The 18,460-nt window shown below is 71.9% G+C and carries 18 protein-coding genes; 10 read left to right on the top strand and 8 right to left on the bottom strand.

What is annotated here, in order from left to right:
* Window positions 1–11 precede the first annotated feature (11 nt).
* Complete coding sequence (gene ndgR / locus Q8A52_RS32580; protein WP_145883474.1) at window positions 12–728, bottom strand: IclR family transcriptional regulator NdgR; 717 nt, start codon at window positions 726–728, stop codon at window positions 12–14.
* A 186-nt stretch (window positions 729–914) separates the two neighbouring features.
* Here ndgR and leuC point away from each other — a divergent pair, with 186 nt between their 5' ends.
* The 4 genes from leuC (at window position 915) to Q8A52_RS32560 (ending at window position 4,205) form a co-directional block, all read left to right on the top strand.
* Window positions 915–2,342: a 3-isopropylmalate dehydratase large subunit gene (gene leuC, locus Q8A52_RS32575; RefSeq protein ID WP_316757975.1), complete on the top strand. Its 1,428-nt coding sequence runs from the start codon at window positions 915–917 to the stop codon at window positions 2,340–2,342.
* A 6-nt stretch (window positions 2,343–2,348) separates the two neighbouring features.
* Window positions 2,349–2,942 (top strand): 3-isopropylmalate dehydratase small subunit, encoded by a 594-nt coding sequence (leuD, locus tag Q8A52_RS32570; protein WP_316757974.1) that lies wholly within the window; start codon window positions 2,349–2,351, stop codon window positions 2,940–2,942.
* Between the two features lie 263 nt (window positions 2,943–3,205).
* Window positions 3,206–3,436: an SCO5555 family protein gene (locus tag Q8A52_RS32565; RefSeq protein WP_316757972.1), complete on the top strand. Its 231-nt coding sequence runs from the start codon at window positions 3,206–3,208 to the stop codon at window positions 3,434–3,436.
* Between the two features lie 136 nt (window positions 3,437–3,572).
* The gene (locus tag Q8A52_RS32560; RefSeq protein WP_316757971.1) at window positions 3,573–4,205 is read left to right on the top strand and encodes an HU family DNA-binding protein; all 633 of its coding nucleotides are present in this window, start codon (window positions 3,573–3,575) and stop codon (window positions 4,203–4,205) included.
* A gap of 80 nt (window positions 4,206–4,285) precedes the next feature.
* Here the strand turns inward: Q8A52_RS32560 and Q8A52_RS32555 are convergent, their stop codons facing one another.
* Entirely contained in the window at window positions 4,286–4,498 is a 213-nt protein-coding gene (locus Q8A52_RS32555; RefSeq protein WP_316757969.1) for a hypothetical protein, read from the bottom strand.
* Window positions 4,499–4,657: 159 nt separating this feature from the next.
* The gene (gene cofC, locus Q8A52_RS32550) at window positions 4,658–5,296 is read right to left on the bottom strand and encodes a 2-phospho-L-lactate guanylyltransferase (RefSeq protein WP_316757967.1); all 639 of its coding nucleotides are present in this window, start codon (window positions 5,294–5,296) and stop codon (window positions 4,658–4,660) included.
* 155 nt (window positions 5,297–5,451) lie between these two features.
* Between cofC and Q8A52_RS32545 the strand changes: the two genes are divergently transcribed.
* The 3 genes from Q8A52_RS32545 to Q8A52_RS32535 are packed head-to-tail and all read left to right on the top strand — an operon-like array spanning window position 5,452 to window position 8,458.
* Window positions 5,452–6,234 carry a lysophospholipid acyltransferase family protein gene (locus Q8A52_RS32545; RefSeq protein ID WP_316757966.1) on the top strand — a complete coding sequence of 261 codons (783 nt, stop codon included), beginning with the start codon at window positions 5,452–5,454 and terminating at the stop codon, window positions 6,232–6,234.
* On the top strand, window positions 6,231–7,241 hold the full coding sequence (locus Q8A52_RS32540) for an NAD(P)H-dependent glycerol-3-phosphate dehydrogenase (protein ID WP_316757964.1): 1,011 nt from the start codon (window positions 6,231–6,233) through the stop codon (window positions 7,239–7,241). Before Q8A52_RS32545 ends, Q8A52_RS32540 begins: the two co-directional genes overlap by 4 nt.
* A 59-nt stretch (window positions 7,242–7,300) precedes the next feature.
* Window positions 7,301–8,458 carry a D-alanine--D-alanine ligase family protein gene (locus Q8A52_RS32535; protein WP_316757961.1) on the top strand — a complete coding sequence of 386 codons (1,158 nt, stop codon included), beginning with the start codon at window positions 7,301–7,303 and terminating at the stop codon, window positions 8,456–8,458.
* Window positions 8,459–8,483: 25 nt separating this feature from the next.
* Here the strand turns inward: Q8A52_RS32535 and Q8A52_RS32530 are convergent, their stop codons facing one another.
* Window positions 8,484–9,002, bottom strand: coding sequence for a DUF3515 domain-containing protein (locus Q8A52_RS32530; RefSeq protein ID WP_316757960.1), 519 nt, complete (start codon window positions 9,000–9,002; stop codon window positions 8,484–8,486).
* Window positions 9,003–9,022: 20 nt separating this feature from the next.
* Window positions 9,023–9,256 carry an Lrp/AsnC family transcriptional regulator gene (locus Q8A52_RS32525; RefSeq protein WP_003997603.1) on the bottom strand — a complete coding sequence of 78 codons (234 nt, stop codon included), beginning with the start codon at window positions 9,254–9,256 and terminating at the stop codon, window positions 9,023–9,025.
* A gap of 206 nt (window positions 9,257–9,462) precedes the next feature.
* Between Q8A52_RS32525 and Q8A52_RS32520 the strand changes: the two genes are divergently transcribed.
* Both Q8A52_RS32520 and thiD read left to right on the top strand, forming a co-directional pair.
* Window positions 9,463–10,428 (top strand): thiamine-phosphate kinase, encoded by a 966-nt coding sequence (locus Q8A52_RS32520; RefSeq protein ID WP_316757956.1) that lies wholly within the window; start codon window positions 9,463–9,465, stop codon window positions 10,426–10,428.
* Window positions 10,425–11,222, top strand: a complete 798-nt coding sequence (gene thiD, locus Q8A52_RS32515; RefSeq protein WP_316757954.1) for a bifunctional hydroxymethylpyrimidine kinase/phosphomethylpyrimidine kinase — start codon at window positions 10,425–10,427, stop codon at window positions 11,220–11,222. The genes Q8A52_RS32520 and thiD overlap by 4 nt, the downstream gene beginning before the upstream one ends.
* Window positions 11,223–11,341: 119 nt before the next feature.
* On the opposite strand, the gene rpmB is transcribed toward thiD, so the two are convergent.
* Window positions 11,342–11,527, bottom strand: a complete 186-nt coding sequence (gene rpmB / locus Q8A52_RS32510; protein ID WP_009190838.1) for a 50S ribosomal protein L28 — start codon at window positions 11,525–11,527, stop codon at window positions 11,342–11,344.
* A 258-nt stretch (window positions 11,528–11,785) separates the two neighbouring features.
* Between rpmB and Q8A52_RS32505 the strand changes: the two genes are divergently transcribed.
* Window positions 11,786–13,495 carry a DAK2 domain-containing protein gene (locus tag Q8A52_RS32505; protein ID WP_316757952.1) on the top strand — a complete coding sequence of 570 codons (1,710 nt, stop codon included), beginning with the start codon at window positions 11,786–11,788 and terminating at the stop codon, window positions 13,493–13,495.
* A gap of 67 nt (window positions 13,496–13,562) precedes the next feature.
* On the opposite strand, the gene Q8A52_RS32500 is transcribed toward Q8A52_RS32505, so the two are convergent.
* Together Q8A52_RS32500 and Q8A52_RS32495 are read right to left on the bottom strand one after the other, a co-directional pair.
* Entirely contained in the window at window positions 13,563–16,481 is a 2,919-nt protein-coding gene (locus tag Q8A52_RS32500; protein ID WP_316757950.1) for a tetratricopeptide repeat protein, read from the bottom strand.
* Window positions 16,478–18,307, bottom strand: coding sequence for an HSP90 family protein (locus Q8A52_RS32495; protein WP_316757947.1), 1,830 nt, complete (start codon window positions 18,305–18,307; stop codon window positions 16,478–16,480). The genes Q8A52_RS32500 and Q8A52_RS32495 overlap by 4 nt, the downstream gene beginning before the upstream one ends.
* Window positions 18,308–18,460 lie beyond the last annotated feature (153 nt).

Here is an 18,460-nt window from a genome sequence, read left to right as displayed (position 1 = left end):
CTGCGAAGGGCTCAGCCCGAGCGGCGCAGCGCCTCGGAGAGGCGCCCGGCGGCGTCGATGACCGCCTGGGCGTGCATACGGCCCGGGTGGCGCGTCAGCCGCTCGATGGGGCCGGAGACGGACACCGCGGCCACCACGCGGTTGGACGGGCCGCGCACCGGCGCGGAGACGGAGGCGACCCCCGGCTCGCGCTCGCCGATGGACTGGGCCCAGCCGCGGCGCCGCACACCCGACAGGGCCGTCGCCGTGAAGCGGGCGCCCTGCAGGCCCCGGTGCAGGCGCTCGGGCTCCTCCCAGGCCATCAGGATCTGTGCCGAGGAGCCCGCCTTCATGGTCAGCGTGGAGCCGACCGGGACCGTGTCCCGCAGGCCGGACAGCCGTTCCGCCGCGGCCACACAGATACGCATGTCACCCTGGCGCCGGTAGAGCTGCGCGCTCTCGCCGGTGACATCACGGAGGTGGGTGAGCACCGGGCCCGCCGTCGCCAGCAGGCGGTCCTCGCCCGCCGCCGCGGCCAGCTCGGCCAGGCGCGGCCCGAGGATGAACCGGCCCTGCATGTCGCGTGCCACCATGCGGTGGTGTTCCAGAGCCACGGCCAGCCGGTGGGCCGTGGGTCGTGCCAGTCCGGTGGCCCCGACCAGACCCGCGAGGGTGGCCGGACCGGACTCCAGAGCGCTGAGGACAAGGGCTGCCTTGTCCAGAACGCCGACGCCGCTACTGTTGTCCATGCAACGATACTCACGTCTCACTCTGTGAAACGCAAGTTCAATTTTCCGTGAGACGCGCAACCCTTGTATGCACAGCGGCCCGCGGATCAAACGGGCCTGGCGGCGGGTGCCCGGCACAGGGTGCGGGGGCCGCCTCCCAAGATCTCTAGTTGGGCCGGCGCACCTTTGCCGGCCGAAGGGAAAGCGATGGGTAGGACACTCGCGGAGAAGGTCTGGGACGACCACGTCGTCCGGCGCGCCGAGGGCGAGCCCGACCTCCTCTTCATCGATCTGCACCTGCTGCACGAGGTGACCAGCCCGCAGGCCTTCGACGGCCTGCGCCAGAAAGGCCGCCAGGTGCGCCGTCTCGACCTCACCATCGCGACCGAGGATCACAACACCCCGACCCTCGACATCGACAAGCCCATCGCGGACCCGGTCTCCCGCGCCCAGCTGGAGACCCTGCGCAAGAACTGCGCCGAGTTCGGCGTGCGGCTGCACCCGCTGGGCGACGTCGAGCAGGGCGTCGTGCACGTCGTCGGCCCGCAGCTGGGCCTGACCCAGCCCGGTACGACGGTCGTCTGCGGCGACTCCCACACCTCCACGCACGGTGCCTTCGGCGCGCTGGCGTTCGGCATCGGCACCTCCCAGGTGGAGCATGTGCTGGCCACCCAGACCCTGCCGCTGGCCCGCCCGAAGACCATGGCCATCACGGTCGACGGCGAGCTGCCCGAGGGCGTCACCGCCAAGGATCTGATCCTGGCGATCATCGCCAAGATCGGTACGGGCGGCGGCCAGGGCTACATCCTGGAGTACCGCGGCTCCGCCATCGAGAAGCTCTCGATGGAGGCCCGCATGACCATCTGCAACATGTCGATCGAGGCCGGCGCCCGGGCGGGCATGATCGCCCCCGACGAGACGACCTTCGAGTACATCAAGGGCCGCGCCCACGCTCCCGAGGGCGAGGACTGGGACGCCGCCGTGGCGTACTGGAAGACCCTGAAGACGGACGAGGACGCGGTCTTCGACGCCGAGGTGCACATCGACGCCGCCGCCCTCTCGCCGTTCGTCACCTGGGGCACCAACCCCGGCCAGGGCGCGCCGCTTTCGGCGTCCGTCCCCGACCCGGCTTCGTACGAAGACGCTTCGGAGCGCCTCGCCGCCGAAAAGGCCCTGGAATACATGGGGTTGGACGCCGGTCAGCCGCTGCGCTCCATCAAGGTGGACACCGTCTTCGTAGGCTCCTGCACCAACGGCCGCATCGAGGACCTGCGCGCCGCCGCGGACATCCTCAGGGAGCGCAAAGTCGCCGACGGCGTACGGATGCTGGTCGTCCCGGGCTCCGTGCGCGTGGGCCTGCAGGCCGTCTCCGAGGGCCTGGACGTGGTCTTCAAGGAGGCCGGCGCCGAATGGCGGCACGCGGGCTGCTCGATGTGTCTGGGCATGAACCCGGACCAGCTGGCTCCCGGTGAGCGCTCCGCGTCCACCTCCAACCGCAACTTCGAGGGCCGGCAGGGCAAGGGCGGGCGTACGCACCTGGTGTCGCCGCAGGTCGCGGCCGCAACCGCCGTCCTGGGCCACCTGGCGTCCCCCGCCGACCTGTCCGCCGACACCCCCGTGCCCGCTGGAGTCTGATCAGTCATGGAAGCATTCACCACCCACACCGGCCGGGCCGTCCCGCTGCGCCGCAGCAACGTCGACACGGACCAGATCATCCCTGCTCACTGGCTCAAGAAGGTGACCCGGGACGGCTTCGAGGACGGGCTGTTCGAGGCCTGGCGCAAGGACCCGGAGTTCGTGCTCAACCGCCCCGAGCGGCAGGGGGCGACCGTGCTGGTCGCGGGCCCCGACTTCGGCACCGGCTCCTCCCGTGAGCACGCCGTCTGGGCGCTGCAGAACTACGGCTTCAAGACGGTGATCTCGTCCCGCTTCGCCGACATCTTCCGGGGCAACTCGCTGAAGAACGGCCTGCTCACGGTGGTTCTGGAGCAGAAGACCGTGGACGCGCTGTGGGAGCTCACCGAGAAGGACCCCACTGCTGAGGTCACGGTGGACCTTGAGGCGCGTGAGGTGCGCGCCGAGGGCATCACCGCCTCCTTCGAGCTGGACGAGAACTCCCGCTGGCGGCTGCTGAACGGCCTGGACGACATCTCCATCACCCTCCGGAACGAGGCCGACATCGCCGCGTACGAGGCCAAGCGCCCGTCGTACAAGCCGCGGACGCTCCAGAGCTGACCGGCGCCTGATCCAGGTCTGATTTCGGCCACCGCAACACCTCTTCTGTACCCCCGATCGCCACGATTGGGGGTACAGCCATGTCTGCACCCGAACGGCCCTGCGCGTTCTCGCACGTCCGCCCAACTTCCCACGTTACGACGGCTGTTGCCGGGGTACGTGAGTACAGTGACCGCGCCCCCCGCAAGTGCCCGGAAGGCCATTTGAGGCGGCAGTTGCACCCTGCGCAGGCGACAACTCGCCCCAGATGGCACAATCTGTGCATGGAACACGACGGCCAACTCGAGCTCTATGCGGCGGTCGCGGACCAACTGAAGGAAGCGCACACAAGAGTGCGCGCACTGCAAGTCCCGGAGGGCGTACGGATGGCGCTGACCCGGAAGCTGCTGGTCATTACGGCCGCGGCCAAGCACGATCTCGCCGATGCGGCAAGGCGTCTGGAGCGGTTCACGGCTGACCTCGACGAGGGGCGAATCCCCGGCGAGGAAGGCTGAACCGTCCGAGACAGCCGAGTCTGTTGCGGCGCACGGGTGATAAGCCCGTTTCGTGTTTGATTTGCGGTATATATCTGCCTAACGTGCGAAAAAGCTTGAACACTTTCGTTCTGGCGATGTCTCCGAAGGGGAAGACGTGAACAAGGCGCAGCTCGTAGAAGCGATTGCCGACAAGCTGGGCGGCCGCCAGCAGGCCGCCGACGCTGTCGACGCGGTCCTGGACGCGATCGTCCGCGCGACGGTCGCCGGGGACCGGGTCTCGGTCACCGGTTTCGGTTCCTTCGAGAAGGTGGACCGTCCCGCCCGCTACGCCCGCAACCCCCAGACGGGCGAGCGGGTTCGGGTCAAGAAGACCTCCGTGCCGCGCTTCCGCGCCGGTCAGGGCTTCAAGGACCTGGTGAGCGGCACGAAGAAGCTCCCGCGCGGCGGCGAGGTCGCCGTCAAGAAGGCGCCCAAGGGCAGCCTGACCGGCGGCGCGGCTGCGACGGTCAAGAAGGCCGCGGCGAAGAAGACCACCGCCAAGAAGGCCGCGGCCGCGAAGAAGGTCACCGCCAAGAAGGCGGCACCCGCGAAGAAGGTCACCGCGAAGAAGACCACGGCGAAGAAGACGACCGCCAAGAAGACCACGGCCGCGGCGAAGAAGACCACGGCGGCCGCCAAGAAGACCACCGCCAAGAAGGCCCCGGCGAAGAAGGTCACGGCCAAGAAGGCCCCCGCCAAGAAGTCGACGGCACGCAAGACCACCGCCAAGAAGGCCACCGCCCGCTGATCAGCAGGGCCGAAGGGCAACTCACACGCCGGGCCGGACTCCCCTCGGGAGCCCGGCCCGCGGCGCGTTCGGGCGGACGTTCAGAACGTCTGCAGGGTCACCAGCGTGATGCGCAGGCCCTCTCCGGCGCCCTGAGCCGGTTCCGTCTCGATCCGTACACGCTGCCCGGGCCGCAGCAGCCTAAGGCCCCCCGCGTCGAACGCCGGCGCGTCGAAGGGCACCGGGGTGCCGTCGTCGAGCAGCACCTGACCACTGCGGGTCTCGGGGTCGTACGTGTATGCGGTCGCCTGCATGACGGCCAGCCTAGTGCCCGCCGGGATGCGGGTCGCGTCGTGGGGCTTGCGGCCCGGCTGCCGGGTGCGGGTACGTCGTGGTTTGAGCGCGTTCCCCGCGCCCCCAGGGGGTTGCCGGGCTGCCGGCTCCATGGATCCCCAGTCCCCGAACGGGCGCCCTCAGGACCCCGGAATCAGCAGGCCCGCCGACACCGCCGCCGTATGCGGTCCCACCCCGAGGGCCAGTGCCGCGCGCAGGTCCTCGCCGGTGTCCACGTCCTGCCGTACCGAGTCGACCGCGTCGAGCCGGAGTTCCACCGCCCCCGAGGCACGGTGCCGGGCCCGCGAATCGGTGCCGAATGCCGGGTGCAATTCCCGGTCGGGGGCCGCCGCCAGCAGGGTGGTGCCGATTGCGGCCGCATCGGCGAGAAAGGCGCGCGGGAATTCAGCCGCCGCCGCCAGCACCCGCGACAATTCCGCGGGCCGCAGGGCCGGCAGGTCCGCGTTCAGGGCCGCCACGGGAGTTCCCGGACGCGACGACCGTACGACCCCCGCTCCGTGCGCCAGGGCGGCGTTCAGACCGCCGCCCGGCTCGTCCGGGACGACCCGCGCACCCAGCGCCGCCAGCGTGCGGCCGGCCAGCTCGTCGTCCGTGACGACCGCCACATCCCCGACCTGCGGGCATGCCAGCGCCGCGGCCACCGTGTCCTGCGCGAACGCGAGAGCCAGTCCCGGGCGCACCCCGTCGGCGGCGGTGTCCGAGAGCCTGCTCTTGGCCCGCGCCAGGGGCTTGAGGGGTATGACCAAGGTCCACTGCACCGACGTACCGTCCCTCTCTTGTTGCGGACATTGTCACTCGGGTCATCCGGCGGTTCCGGTCATGGGGCGTACGGTGTCCTCGACAGACCGGCGGCCCGGGGCGACACTTGTGCGGCCCCCGCACCCGGGGAGAAGTCCTAGAGGAAGGTGTCCGAGTGTCCCGCCGCAGAATCGGGTTCTGGTACCGCTTCGCAGCGGTCCTCTGCAAACCGCCGCTGGTGGTTCTGATCAAGCGGGACTGGCGTGGAATGGAGAACATTCCGGCCGACGGCGGATTTATCACCGCGGTGAACCACAATTCCCACGTGGACCCCTTCGCGTACGCGCACTATCAGTACAACACCGGACGCGTTCCGCGATTCCTGGCGAAGAGCGGGCTTTTCAAGAAGGGATTCGTCGGGGCCGCGATGCGCGGCACCGGGCAGATCCCCGTCTACCGCGAGAGCACCGACGCGCTCAGCGCGTTCCGGGCCGCGATCGACGCCGTGGAGCGCGGCGAGTGCGTCGCCTTCTACCCCGAGGGCACCCTCACCCGCGACCCGAACGGCTGGCCCATGACCGGCAAGACCGGTGCCGCGCGCGTGGCGCTGCAGACCAAGTGCCCGGTCATCCCGATCGCCCAGTGGGGCGCCAACGAACTGCTGCCGGCGTACGCCAAGAAGCCCAACCTCTGGCCGCGCAAGACGCACCACGTCCTCGCGGGCCCGCCGGTCGACCTGTCGCGCTTCTACGACCGGGAGATGACTCCGGAGCTCCTCAAGGAGGTCACCGAGGTCATCATGGCCGCCATCACCCGCCTGCTGGAGGAGATCCGCGGCGAGAAGGCGCCCGATACGCCCTACGACCCGCGCCGGGAGCGGATCGAGCAGCGACGCCGGACCGAGGCGCAGACGCAGACCCAGGGCAAGCAGCCAGAAGGGCAGGGACAGGGCAAGTGAGCAAGCCGGTCAAGGCAGGGGTCTTCAGCGCCGGTTCGTGGGGCACGGCCTTCGGCATGGTGCTCGCCGACGCGGGCTGCGAGGTCACCATCTGGGCCCGCCGTGCGGAGGTCGCCGAGGCGATCAACTCCACCCGGACGAACCCGGACTACCTGCCGGGCGTCGAGCTCCCGGAGAACCTGCGGGCCACCACCGACCCGGCCGAGGCCGCCGCCCACGCCGACTTCACGGTCTTGTCGGTCCCCTCCCAGACCCTGCGCGCCAACCTCGCGGAATGGGTTCCGCTACTGGCGCCCGGCACCGTCCTCGTCTCCCTCATGAAGGGCGTCGAGCTGGGTTCCGCGATGCGGATGAGCGAGGTCATCGACGACGTCGCCAAGGTCGGCCAGGACCGTATCGCCGTGGTCACCGGTCCCAACCTGGCCCGGGAGATCGCCGCCCGCATGCCCGCCGCCGCCGTGGTGGCCTGCACCGACGAGGCGGTCGCCCAGCGGCTCCAGGCCGCCTGCCACACGCCGTACTTCCGCCCGTACACCAACACCGACGTCGTCGGCTGCGAACTGGGCGGCGCGGTCAAGAACGTGATCGGCCTCGCGGTCGGCATCGCCGACGGCATGGGCCTCGGCGACAACGCCAAGGGCTCGCTGATCACGCGCGGGCTCGCCGAGACCACCCGGCTCGGTCTGGCGCTCGGCGCCGACCCGCTGACCTTCTCCGGACTCGCGGGCCTGGGCGACCTGGTGGCCACCTGCTCCTCGCCGCTCTCCCGCAACCACACCTTCGGCACCAACCTCGGCAAGGGCATGACCCTGGAGGAGACGATCGCGGTCACCAAGCAGACCGCGGAGGGCGTCAAGTCGTGCGAGTCCGTGGCGGATCTGGCCCGCCGGCACGGCGTCGACATGCCCATCACGGAGACGGTCGTGGACATCGTGCACGAGGGAAAGCCGCCAGTGGTGGCCCTCAAGGAGCTGATGTCGCGCAGCGCGAAGCCGGAACGACGCTGAGCGATCCCGGCTGTCGGACGCTGTGTCGGAGCACTACCACCGGGTACTCTCAACCCGATATGAGCACCGAGAACCTCCCCCAGAGCCCTGAGCAGCCGTCCCGCAAGCCGCGCGTGGCCGTCGTGTTCGGCGGGCGCAGCTCCGAACACGGGATCTCCGTGGTCACCGCCGGCGCCGTACTGCGCGCCATCGACCGGACGAAGTACGACGTCCTCCCGATCGGCATCACCCGGGACGGCCGTTGGGCGCTCACCGCCGACGAGCCGGACCGGATGGCCATCACCGAACGCCGTACCCCGAGCGTCGAGGAACTCGCGGAGTCCAGCGAGGGCGGCGTGGTGCTGCCCGTCGACCCCGCCAACCGCGAGGTCGTCTACAGCGAGCCCGGATCGGTGCCCAAGGCCCTCGGCGAGGTCGACGTGGTCTTCCCGGTGCTGCACGGCCCCTACGGCGAGGACGGCACCCTCCAGGGCCTCCTGGAGCTCTCCGGCGTCCCCTACGTGGGCTCGGGTGTGCTCGCCTCGGCCGTCGGCCAGGACAAGGAGTACATGAAGCGGGTGTTCACCTCCTTCGGGCTCAAGGTCGGCCCGTATGTGGTGATCAGGCCCCGCGAGTGGCAGCAGGACGAGTCCGCCGCCCGCAAGAAGATCATCGACTTCGCCGGCGAGCACGGCTGGCCGTTGTTCGTGAAGCCCGCGCGCGCGGGTTCGTCGATCGGCATCACCAAGGTCGACGACCTCTCGGGCCTGGACGAGGCGATCGCCGAGGCACAGAGCCACGACCCCAAGATCCTGGTGGAGGCCGCGGTGCGCGGCCGCGAGATCGAGTGCGGCGTCCTGGAGTTCGAGGACGGCCCCCGCGCCTCCGTCCCGGCCGAGATCCCGCCGCCGGACGCTCACGCGTACTACGACTTCGAGGCCAAGTACATCGACTCCACGCCCGGCATCGTCCCGGCGCCGCTGACCGAGGAGGAGACCGCCGAGGTGCGGCGGCTCGCGGTGGACGCCTTCGAGGCGGCCTCGTGCGAGGGTCTGGTCCGCGCCGACTTCTTCCTCACCGAGGACGGCGAGTTCGTGATCAACGAGATCAACACGATGCCCGGCTTCACGCCGATCTCGATGTACCCGCAGATGTGGCAGGCGACCGGGATCAGCTACCCGGAACTGGTGGACCGGCTGGTACAGGCCGCGCTGCGCCGCTCGACCGGGCTGCGCTAGCGGCCGGACCCCCGGCCCGCGGCCGTCATGTCATGGAGGCGATCCCCGAGGGGATCGCCTTCTTGATGGAGGCGGCCATCTCGGCGAGCACCCGGGCACTGTCGTCCTGACCGGACAGTTCCTTCGGCAGGATCAGCTGCACATAGGCTTCGCGCTTGGCCGTGGTGAACCGCCACGTCCCGTCGTCCTGCTTCTCCATGAGCCAGTCGACGCCGTTGACCCCGCCGCCGATCGCGTTCGGGTCGGTGCCGCGGGCCACCTTGGGGTCGATCATCTTGGGCGGCCGCACGACACCGCAGCGCAGTATGATCGCCGGGCTTCCCCAGCCCGCCGTGTAGGCGGACCGGGGTTCGGGGTCGTTGCGGCTCCGTCCGTCCAGCTTCTTCGGCAGCACCGTGTGCAGATCGCGGCACATCCCGGCCGTCTTCGCGTCGGGGCTGGGAACCGCCACGGTGGTGCTGTCGTCTGCTGATGAGCAGCCCGCGACGGAGATCAGCAGGGCCAGCGCGGGCAGACCGATGAGCCGGTGACGGAAGAAGTTCACCGGCCAAGGGTAGACGGGGGCTACAGATGCACGACCGGGCAGGTCAGGGTGCGGGTGATGCCGTCCACTTGCTGGACCTTGGCGACCACCATGCGGCCGAGGTCGTCGACGGTGTCGGCCTGCGCCCGCACGATGACGTCGTACGGTCCGGTCACGTCCTCGGCCTGGATGACTCCAGGGATCTTGCTGATCGTCTCGGCGACGGTCGACGCTTTGCCGACCTCCGTCTGGATCAGGATGTACGCCTGTACCACGGAACCTCCAGGGCGGCCACGAGGATCATGTGGGGAAAAGGAACGCCACGGTATCGCGTCGTCGCTCGCCGCGGGGAGACCTGCGGAGACCCGGGCATCCGCGCCGGGGTGCAGGCACGGCAGAAGTTGACGGTCATCTCGACCGTATCGAGGACGATGATGGTGCGCGAGCGGGCACGGACAGGGACAGAAGGGGCGAAGGGCCAATGAAGGGCACTGTTGGTGAGCTCGGGGAATTCGGGCTCATCAGGGAGCTCACCTCCCGTCTGACGACCACCCCGGTGGTCCGGGTCGGCCCGGGCGACGACGCCGCGGTGGTCGCCGCGCCCGACCGCAGGGTCGTGGCGAGCACCGACATCCTCCTGGAGGGGCGGCATTTCCGCCGTGACTGGTCCACGGCGTACGACGTGGGGCGCAAGGCGGCCGCGCAGAACCTCGCCGACATCGCGGCCATGGGCGCCGTACCGACCGCGCTGCTGCTCGGCCTGGTCGTCCCCGCCGAACTCCCGGTCACCTGGCCCAGCGAGCTGATGGACGGCCTGCGCGACGAGTGCCAGGTCGCGGGCGCGTCGGTGGTCGGCGGGGATGTCGTACGGGGTGACACGATCATGGTGTCGATCACCGCGCTCGGCGATCTGCGCAACCAGGAGCCGGTGACCCGGGCCGGAGCGCAGCCCGGCGACCTCGTCGCGGTGACCGGCTGGCTCGGCTGGTCCGCGGCCGGATACGCGGTGCTGTCCCGCGGCTTCCGCTCGCCGCGTGCCTTCGTGGAGGCCCACCGCCGCCCCGAACCGCCGTACCACGCGGGCCCCGCGGCCGCCGGGCTCGGCGCGACCGCGATGTGCGACGTGAGCGACGGACTGATCGCCGACCTCGGGCACATCGCCGAGGCCAGCAAGGTCCGCATCGACATCCGCTCCGGCGCGATCGACATCCCGTCCCAGATGAACGACATCGGTCAGGCCGTCGGCGTCGACCCGCTCCAGTGGGTGCTGACCGGGGGCGAGGACCACGCGATCGTGGCGACCTTCCCGCCGGACGTGAAGCTGCCGGCCCGCTGGAAGGTCATCGGCGAGGTCCTCAACCCCTCGGCGCTGCCCCAGGTGACGGTCGACGGGGCACCGTGGACCAGCAAGGGCGGCTGGGACCACTTCGGGGACATGGAGCCGTGAGCGCGCCGCCGAGGGTCCTGACCGTCGCCGGCTCCGACTCCGGCGGCGGCGCCGGCATCCAGGCCGACCTGAAGACCATGCTCGCGCTCGGGGTGCACGGCATGAGCGTGATCACGGCGGTCACCGCGCAGAACTCCCTCGGCGTGCAGGGCGCCTGGGAGCTGCCCGTGGAGGCGGTCCGCGCCCAGTACCGCAGCGTCGTCGACGACATCGGCGTACAGGCCGTGAAGACCGGCATGCTCGCCTCGGCCGAACTCGTCGAGGCGGTGGCCGTGTTGATCGGCGAGACGGACGCTCCGGCGGTCGTGGACCCGGTCGGCGTCTCCAAGCACGGGGACTCGCTGCTGGCCGCCTCCGCGCTGGACTCGATGCGCACGAAGCTGCTGCCGGTGGCGACCGTGGCCACCCCGAACCTCGACGAGGTGACCCAACTCACCGGCGTGCGCGTCGAGTCGGAGGAGGGGCTGCGGGCGGCCGCGGCCGCCGTGCTGGCCCACGGCCCGCGCTGGGTGCTGATCAAGGGCGGCCATCTGCCCGGAGACGCCGTGGACCTGCTCACCGACGGCTCCGAGGAGCACTGGCTGCGTTCACCGCGGCACGACAACCGGCACACGCACGGCACGGGCTGCACGCTCGCGTCCGCGATCGCGGCGGGGCTGGCGAAGGGGCGCTCCGTGCCCAAAGCGGTCACCGAGGCAAAGGAGTACGTCACCGGGGCGATCGCGACCGGGTTCGCGCTGGGCGGGGGGATCGGGCCGGTGGATCACGCGTGGCGGTTCAGGACGCCCGAGTGACCTCGCGGGTACGGCAAAAAGCCGGTCCACCCACAGGTGGACCGGCTCATGCAGCGAACCAGCAGTGGCCGCGCGTGATGGGGGTCCCCCTTGCTCGGTCAGAGCTTGGGGGAGGTGCGTCAGCGCGAGACCTTGCCGGCCTTGATGCACGAGGTGCAAGCGTTCACGCGCTTCGGCGTCCCGCCGACCACGGTACGCACACGCTGGATGTTCGGGTTCCAGCGGCGGGACGTACGGCGGTGCGAAAACGAGATGTTGTTGCCGAAGCCCGGCCCCTTGCCGCAGACGTCGCAGTTGGCAGCCACGGGTCACTCCAAAGACTTCAGATGCACTTACGGTTGATCCCGGCATGCCGGGATCGAGATCCTAGAATCTGAGATCTTGAGTGGCGTTGCCAGGGGAATGGCCCGATCGGGATCGGGCAACCGGAGCAGCATACAACGGCTGCGCCCGTAGAACGAAACTACCATGGCAGCTCAGGGGCCCGCTCCCGGCCCTCTTCCGGTGGACGGCGACCCGGGGTCTACGCTGCGTCCGACGTCCAGCAGCTCAGGGAGGCGCAGGTGGCGCAGGTGCCGCAGACATTCTTCGATGCTCTCGCGGTGCGCACCTGGTGCGGTCTCGCGCTCCGGGCGCTGGGGCAGGCGCGCGAGGAGATCGACGCGATCAACGTGTATCCGGTGGCGGACGGCGACACCGGCACGAACCTGTATCTGACCCTGGAGTCGGCCGTGGCCGCGGTCGAGGCGGTCTTCGCCGGGTACGAGGCGGGTCCGGCGAACGGCAACGGGCCCTCGCTGGCCGATGCCGTGCACGCCATGGCGCACGGCGCCCTCATCGGGGCACGGGGCAACTCCGGGACGATCCTCGCCCAGCTGCTGCGCGGCATGACCCAGGTGCTCACCGCCGACGGTGAGGCCGCTCACACGGACGGCGAAGGGCTGCGGCTCGCCCTGCGGCACGCGGCCGACTCCGCCCGCCAGGCCGTGGCCCACCCGGTCGAGGGGACGGTCCTGTCCGTCGCCGCGGCCGCCGCCGCCGCGGCCGAGGGCACCGAGGGCGACTGCGGGACGGTCGCCCGCGCGGCCTATGAAGGGGCGCGTACGGCTCTCGCGGCGACTCCGGGGCAGCTGGCCGTCCTTGAGCGGGCCGGAGTGGTCGACGCGGGCGGCCGGGGTCTGGTGGCGGTGCTGGCCGCCCTGGTGGAGACGTTCACGGGGGAGGCGCCGACGGGCGCGCAGGGGGCGGCGCCCGCCTATGCGGGACACCTGGAGGCCGTCGCGGAGGCGCACGCGCGCGGGGCGGCCGCTTCCACGAAGGCGACCGGGTGCGGCGACGGGGCGGAGGCCGGCGGGCCCGCCTTCGAGGTGATCTATCTGCTGGAGGCCGGCGACGAATCCGTGGCGCGGCTGCGGGAGCGGCTCGACGCCCTCGGGGACTCCCTCGTGGTGGTCGGCGGGGACGGGCTGTGGAACGTCCATGTGCACGTCGACGACGCGGGTGCCGCCGTGGAGGCGGGCGTCGAGGCCGGGCGGCCGTACCGGATCCGGATCACCCACTTCGGGCTCGGCGATGTGCACATCGGGGGCGCGCGGCCGCCCCGCGAGCGGGTCCAGCGCGCCGTGGTGGCCGTCGTGCCCGGCGAGGGCCTGGCCGGGCTGTATACGGAGGCCGGCGCGACCACCGTGCTCGCCCGCCCCGGAGAGCCGCCCGCCAGCGGGGAACTCGTCGACGCCGTACGACGTGCCCACGCGCGCGAGGTGGTGTTGCTGCCCAACGACGCGGAGCTGCGCCACACGGCGGCCGCGGCGGCCGAACAGGCCCGTGCGGAAGGCATCAGGGTCGCCCTCATCCCCACCCGCTCCGCGGTCCAGGGCATCGCCGCGCTCGCGGTCCACGAGCCGCAGCGCCGCTTCGACGAGGACGTCGTCCAGATGACCTCGGCGGCGGGCGCCACCCGCTACGCCGAGGTCGCCATCGCCGAGCGCCAGTCCTGGACCATGGCCGGCATCTGCCAGGCCGGAGACGTCCTCGGCCTCATCGACGGCGATGTCGCGATCATCGGCTCGGACGTCACCGCCGCCGCCGAGACCGTCCTGGACCGCATGCTCCAGGCCGGCGGGGAACTGGTCACCCTCGTCCTCGGCGACGACGCACCGGAGGAGATCGCCGACCGCCTGGAGGCGCGGGTCCGCGAGTCCTACCTCGCCGTCGACACGGTGGTGTACCGGGGCGGACGGCAGGGGGCCCTGCTCCTCATCGGCGTGGAGTGAGCCGCACGCCCCGAACGAGGGAGCGCCGGATGCCCGCCGTGCAGCAGCGGACCCCGGCGCTCCGCGCTCACCGGTCCCGCAGCTCCAGCATCTGGCCCGCCTCGGCCCGGCGTGCCGCTACGGTCTCGTCCGCGTCGTCGGCCCCTTCGTACGCCGTCAGCACCACACGCGCGCGTGCGGCCGCGTCGGCCGGGCGGCCCAGGTCGGCCTCCAGCCAGCCCGCGGCCAGCTCCGCCCCCGTACGGCTGTGCAGGGCGTCGTCGCCCAGCGAGCCGAACACCGCGGCCGCCCGCTCCATCTGGGACAGCGCCTCCTCGAACGCGGCCTGGATCACCCCGTCCTCGGCCTCCTCGGACACCGAGCGGGCCAGCAGTTCGCCGAACTGACGGTGGGTGTGCCCGAGTTCCGCGAGCAGCCGCCCGCGCGTCTCCTCGTCGCCGGCCGTCTCCAGTGCCGCCGCGCACTCCTCGACCGCGCCGGCCATCAGCTCCCGCGCCCCGGCCGGCCCGCCCTCCGCGCGCAGCGCCAGCCACGCGCGGGCGCGCAGCGAGCGGACGAGGCCGTGCACATTGCCGAGCGAGCGCCACAGGCCGCCCGCGCGCGCGTAGGCGCGGTCCGCCTCCTCCTGCAGCCCTGCCTGCCCGAGGGACTCGGCGGCGAGGTGGGCGAGCGTCGCATGGTCCTGCTGCTCGGGCCAGTGCCGGGCGATCTCGGCGGCCCGCAGCCGGCGTTCGGCGGCGGCGCGGTGCTCGCCCAGCTCGCTCAGACAGTCACCGAGCCACCACTGCGTCTGCACGATCGCGCCGTCGCCGTGCGTGTCCGCGTCCAGATCGGGCAGCGCCGACTCCAGCACCTCGGCTGCCTCGGCGAACCGCCCCTGCCGCAGCAGGAAGCCGCCCAGCTGGTGCCGCGCCCAGGCGCCCAGCGTGGCGCTCTCGCCCGCCTCGTCGGCCCAGTGCGCGGCCTGCAGGGCATGCTCCGCGGCCTCCGGCACGGCACCCCGGCCGCCCACCACCTCGGCGAGCTGGAGGTGCAGCTGGGCCCGTCCGGTCGCCTCCAGGTAAGGCCCGCCGTGCTCCAGGGACGCCCGCAGCGCCCGCTCCGCCTCCGCCATGTCGCCGCCCTGGTGCGCGAGAGCGGCCACCCGCACCTCGTACTCCACGCAGAACCAGGGCAGCCCGGCCTCCACGAACCCCCGCGCGGCCCGCCGGAACAGCTCCGCCGCGCGCTCCGTGTTCCCGGCGTGCTCGGCCAGTTCCGCGAGCATCGCGCGCCCCTCGGCGGCCCGGGAGGCCAGCCGCACGTCGTCGCCGACGTGGCCGTTCACCAGCGCCAGCAGCTCCCGTACGGCCTGCTCGGCCGCGGCGACGGCACCCGGGGCGTCCTCGTGCACCCGCCGCATCAGGATGCGCGCCCGCCCCATCAGCACGGACGCCGTCTGCCGTACGCCGGTCGCCTCGTCGGCGTAGAGAGCGAGGACCGTGTCGTACGGCTCCGCGACCGCCGCCAGTGCCTCGTCGACCTGACCCGACAGCGCGCGTACGTACGCCGCACGCGTGCGTGCCGCCAGCGCCTCCCCGGGGTCGCCCGCCTCCGCGTACAGCTCGGCGGCCCGCTCGAAGAGGCCGACGCCGTCCGGGCCGCGGTCCATCGCCTCGTGGTCGGCGATCTCCGCGCGGTCGCGCGCGTCCAGCTCGACGCCCTCGGCCGCCCGCGCGACCGCGGCCCACGCCTCGATCGCGTGGGGCCGGAGGGTGTCCGACAGCCGCCGGGCCTCGGCGAGCAGCGTGGGCAGGTCCGGCTCGCCCGCCGGGTCCGCGACCGTGACGGGGGCGGGCGGGGCTGCCACGGGGGTGCGCACGGTGACCGTCCGCACCCCGAGCGGCAGCCGCTCGACCAGCGGCCGCTGCTCCATGCGCGCGCGTACCCGCTCGCCGACGGACGGCGAGCCATTGCGCCGGTCGAACCGCCCGGCCAGTTCCAGGGCCTGCGTGCGCGCGTGGGCGGCGAGCTCCCGGGCGGTCCACGCCCGGCCGGCCGGCCCCGGCACCCGCTCGTCGCCGAGCCCGAGCCCGGTCATCCGGTCCATCAGCAGGGTCACCACGGCCATGAAGTCCAGCCGGCTGCGCGGCTGCCCGGTGTCGGTGAAGTACGCCGGCCGCTCCGCGAGCAGTTCGAGACCACGCGCCTCGTTGCCGGTCAGCGCGCAGAACTCCACGTGGTCCGCGTACGCGCCGCGCATGCTCTCCATGGGCCGCACCAGCCGGAAACCGCGCAGATGGTGGGCGCGGGCCTCGTCCACGCGGCCCAGCCGCAACAGCGGCGCCAGCGAGGACGCGAGGACGGTGTGAGGCTCGTGGGCGCAGGTGTACTCGCCCTCCAGGACCGGCCGCCACAGCTCCAGCGCCTCGGCGTCGCGGCCCAGTTTCACTTGCCAGGTGCCCTGCCCGTGCAGCTCGCACGCATGGCAGTCCGCCATCCGGTCCCGGTCCGCGGCCAGCCAGGCGTCGTACGCCCGCCCCGCGCGGTCCACGTCCCCGATGTGCGCCGCCACGCTGAACTCGGCGCTGCGCACGGCCCGTTCCGAATGCCCGGCCAGCCGGTAGCGGTGCTCCATCTCGCCGAGCCACTTCTCGATCGAGGCGAGCGGGATGTGCGGCTGGTCCAGCATCCCGGCCGACATCCACTTGAAGACCCAGTGCAGCGAGTGCGTCTCGTACTCGTCGAAGTCCTCGGGCCGCTCGTCCCACATGCGCAGCAGCCGCGCGAACGGGACGAACATCTTGTCCTTCTCGGAGCTGTAGTTGTAGACCTTCAGCTGGTGCCCGAGCGCCTCGATCACGGCGAGCGGGATGTTCAGCCGCTCGGCCTCGGCGAGCAGTTGCTCCGCGCGCGCGTTGCGGGCCGGACCCTCCGGTTGCTCACCGTTCTCGGCCATCGCCCGGCGCAGCGCGTCGAAGTCGGTGATCCCGGTGTCTTCGGTCATCGGTGACCGTCCTCCCCGTGTGTGGCCCACTCCAGGAGGCCGATGAACGCCCGGTTGAGGAGCGCGGAGTCGGCGGGCCGCAGGGGACGCTGCGCCATCAGCAGCGCCTGCCCGTACAGCGACTCCGTCGCGGTGCCGATCAGCTCGGGTTCCGCCAGGGAACTGATGCGCCGGATCAGCGGGTTGAGATGGTTGAGCACCAGACGCGCGCGCGGGGCGCTGCCGCGCAGCGAGCCGAGGATGCCCGCCCACAGGTCGTCCGCCTGCTCCTCGGCCTCGGCCCGCGCCTGCTCGTGCCGGGCCGCCCGGTCGTCCAGGTGCAGCGCGGGCACGGACAGCGGATGGAAGGCCCGCAGTACGACGTCACAGCCCAGCGGGTCGAGCTTCTCCCGCGCGGCCGCCAGGAAGCCGGACAGCGCCAGTTCCTCGGCCGGGTCGACCGCGTCCAGATGCGCGGTCACGGTGTCCGCGTCCAGCTCGGCGACCACCGTCCCGGGGCGCACCGACGGCAGCGCCTCGACCAGCTCGCTGTCGTAGGTGTAACCGCCGTTGATCACCCCGACGCCCTGCGCGGACGCGATCGGCGCGACCTGCCGGTACTCCTCGACCGTCCGGGTGAAGTGCACCACCGGGTGCCGCTGCGCGAACTCCTCCAGGGACAGCCGCCCGTCGGTCGTCTCGAAGGGCAGCCACGGCAGCATCGTGCGCAGCATCTCCCTGTCGTGCCGCGCCAGCGACTTCACACCCAGGTGGTGCACCGACAGGAACGAGGACAGCCGTTCCGGATCGCCCGCCGCGAGCCCCGTCAGCCAGGAGCGAATCCTTTCGCCGAGCGCCTCCCGCACGGCGGCGAGGGTCTCGTCCTCGTAGAGCGACTCGCGCGAGGCCGTGGGCCGCAGACTGTCCGTGTCCAGGACGCAGCGCACGAAGAACGCCCAGTCCGGCAGCAGCTGTTCGGCCCGTTCGGTCAGCAACATGCCCTTCAGATGCACGCGGTGCGTGGCCCGCTGGGCGGGGCTCACCGCCGACGGCAGCACGTACGCCACCCCGCGGATCCCGGCCAGCGGCACGTTCAGCTCGATCGAGTCCAGCGGGGTGAAGCCGAACAGCTCGTGGCAGTGCCGGGCCAGGGCCACCCGCCGGGTCGCGGGGGAGGGGTACGCGCGGTCCCAGGGCGCCGGCAGGTCGGTGACCGCCTCGTCGCCCACCCGTACGTCGTAGGGCAGCAGCGACCCGAAGTCCCGCGCCAGGGTGAGGACACGCTCGGGCGAGAGCCACTCCGCGGCCCCGGCCCGCGCCACCAGGTGCACGGTGGTGCCCGGTTCGGGGCGCGCCTCGTCCGGCAGGGTCCGCACGGTGTACGAGCCGTCGTCACGCGCCGTCCACTCCACGGGCGGGGCATCCGGCGTACGGGCACTGCGGCTGACGACGCGGATCCGCTCGGCGACCACGAAACAGGCGAGCAGCCCTATGCCGAACTGGCCCAGGAAGTCCGAGCGGGCCTCCTGCAGCCCGTCCGAGCGCTTGGAACTGCGGCCGATGGTCGCCAGCAGGCTGTGCACGTCGGACTCGGTGAGCCCGACGCCGGAGTCCTCCACCCGCAGCGATCCGCCGTCCGCGTACAGCCGCACCCGGGCCGGGGCGTCGGGCTCGTCGCCCCGCCGGGCGGTGATGGCGTCCACGGCGTTCTGCAGCAGCTCGCGCAGATAGACCTTGGGGCTGGAGTACAGGTGATGGGAGAGCAGGTCCACCAAACCACGCAGGTCGACCTGGAACGTATGAGGTGACTGTGATGCCTGGGATGACTGTGAGGTCTGGGAGTCCATCGTCGCAGCGCCGGTGGGGGGAAGAGCTTCGGCGCGGGGTCGGGCGGTCCCTGGTGGGGCGGTGACCGCGGGGGATGGCCGGAGCGGGCCATCCTAGAGCCCGAACAGCCCGTCTGACCAGGGGTTTCCCGGGACGTATACGGCAATGTCAGC

The organism is Streptomyces herbicida (assembly GCF_032656585.1).
In the GTDB taxonomy this organism is placed as follows: domain Bacteria; phylum Actinomycetota; class Actinomycetes; order Streptomycetales; family Streptomycetaceae; genus Streptomyces; species Streptomyces herbicida.
This window is presented reverse-complemented; position numbering and strand designations above follow the sequence as displayed.

What these genes read in the sequence shown, in the direction of transcription:
- ndgR (WP_145883474.1), bottom strand. Translation starts at nt 728, where the DNA reads ATGGACAACAGTAGCGGCGTCGGCGTTCTGGACAAGGCAGCCCTTGTC.
- leuC (WP_316757975.1), top strand. Translation starts at nt 915, where the DNA reads ATGGGTAGGACACTCGCGGAGAAGGTCTGGGACGACCACGTCGTCCGG.
- leuD (WP_316757974.1), top strand. Translation starts at nt 2,349, where the DNA reads ATGGAAGCATTCACCACCCACACCGGCCGGGCCGTCCCGCTGCGCCGC.
- Q8A52_RS32565 (WP_316757972.1), top strand. Translation starts at nt 3,206, where the DNA reads ATGGAACACGACGGCCAACTCGAGCTCTATGCGGCGGTCGCGGACCAA.
- Q8A52_RS32555 (WP_316757969.1), bottom strand. Translation starts at nt 4,498, where the DNA reads ATGCAGGCGACCGCATACACGTACGACCCCGAGACCCGCAGTGGTCAG.
- Q8A52_RS32535 (WP_316757961.1), top strand. Translation starts at nt 7,301, where the DNA reads ATGAGCACCGAGAACCTCCCCCAGAGCCCTGAGCAGCCGTCCCGCAAG.
- Q8A52_RS32520 (WP_316757956.1), top strand. Translation starts at nt 9,463, where the DNA reads ATGAAGGGCACTGTTGGTGAGCTCGGGGAATTCGGGCTCATCAGGGAG.
- Q8A52_RS32500 (WP_316757950.1), bottom strand. Translation starts at nt 16,481, where the DNA reads ATGACCGAAGACACCGGGATCACCGACTTCGACGCGCTGCGCCGGGCG.
- Q8A52_RS32495 (WP_316757947.1), bottom strand. Translation starts at nt 18,307, where the DNA reads ATGGACTCCCAGACCTCACAGTCATCCCAGGCATCACAGTCACCTCAT.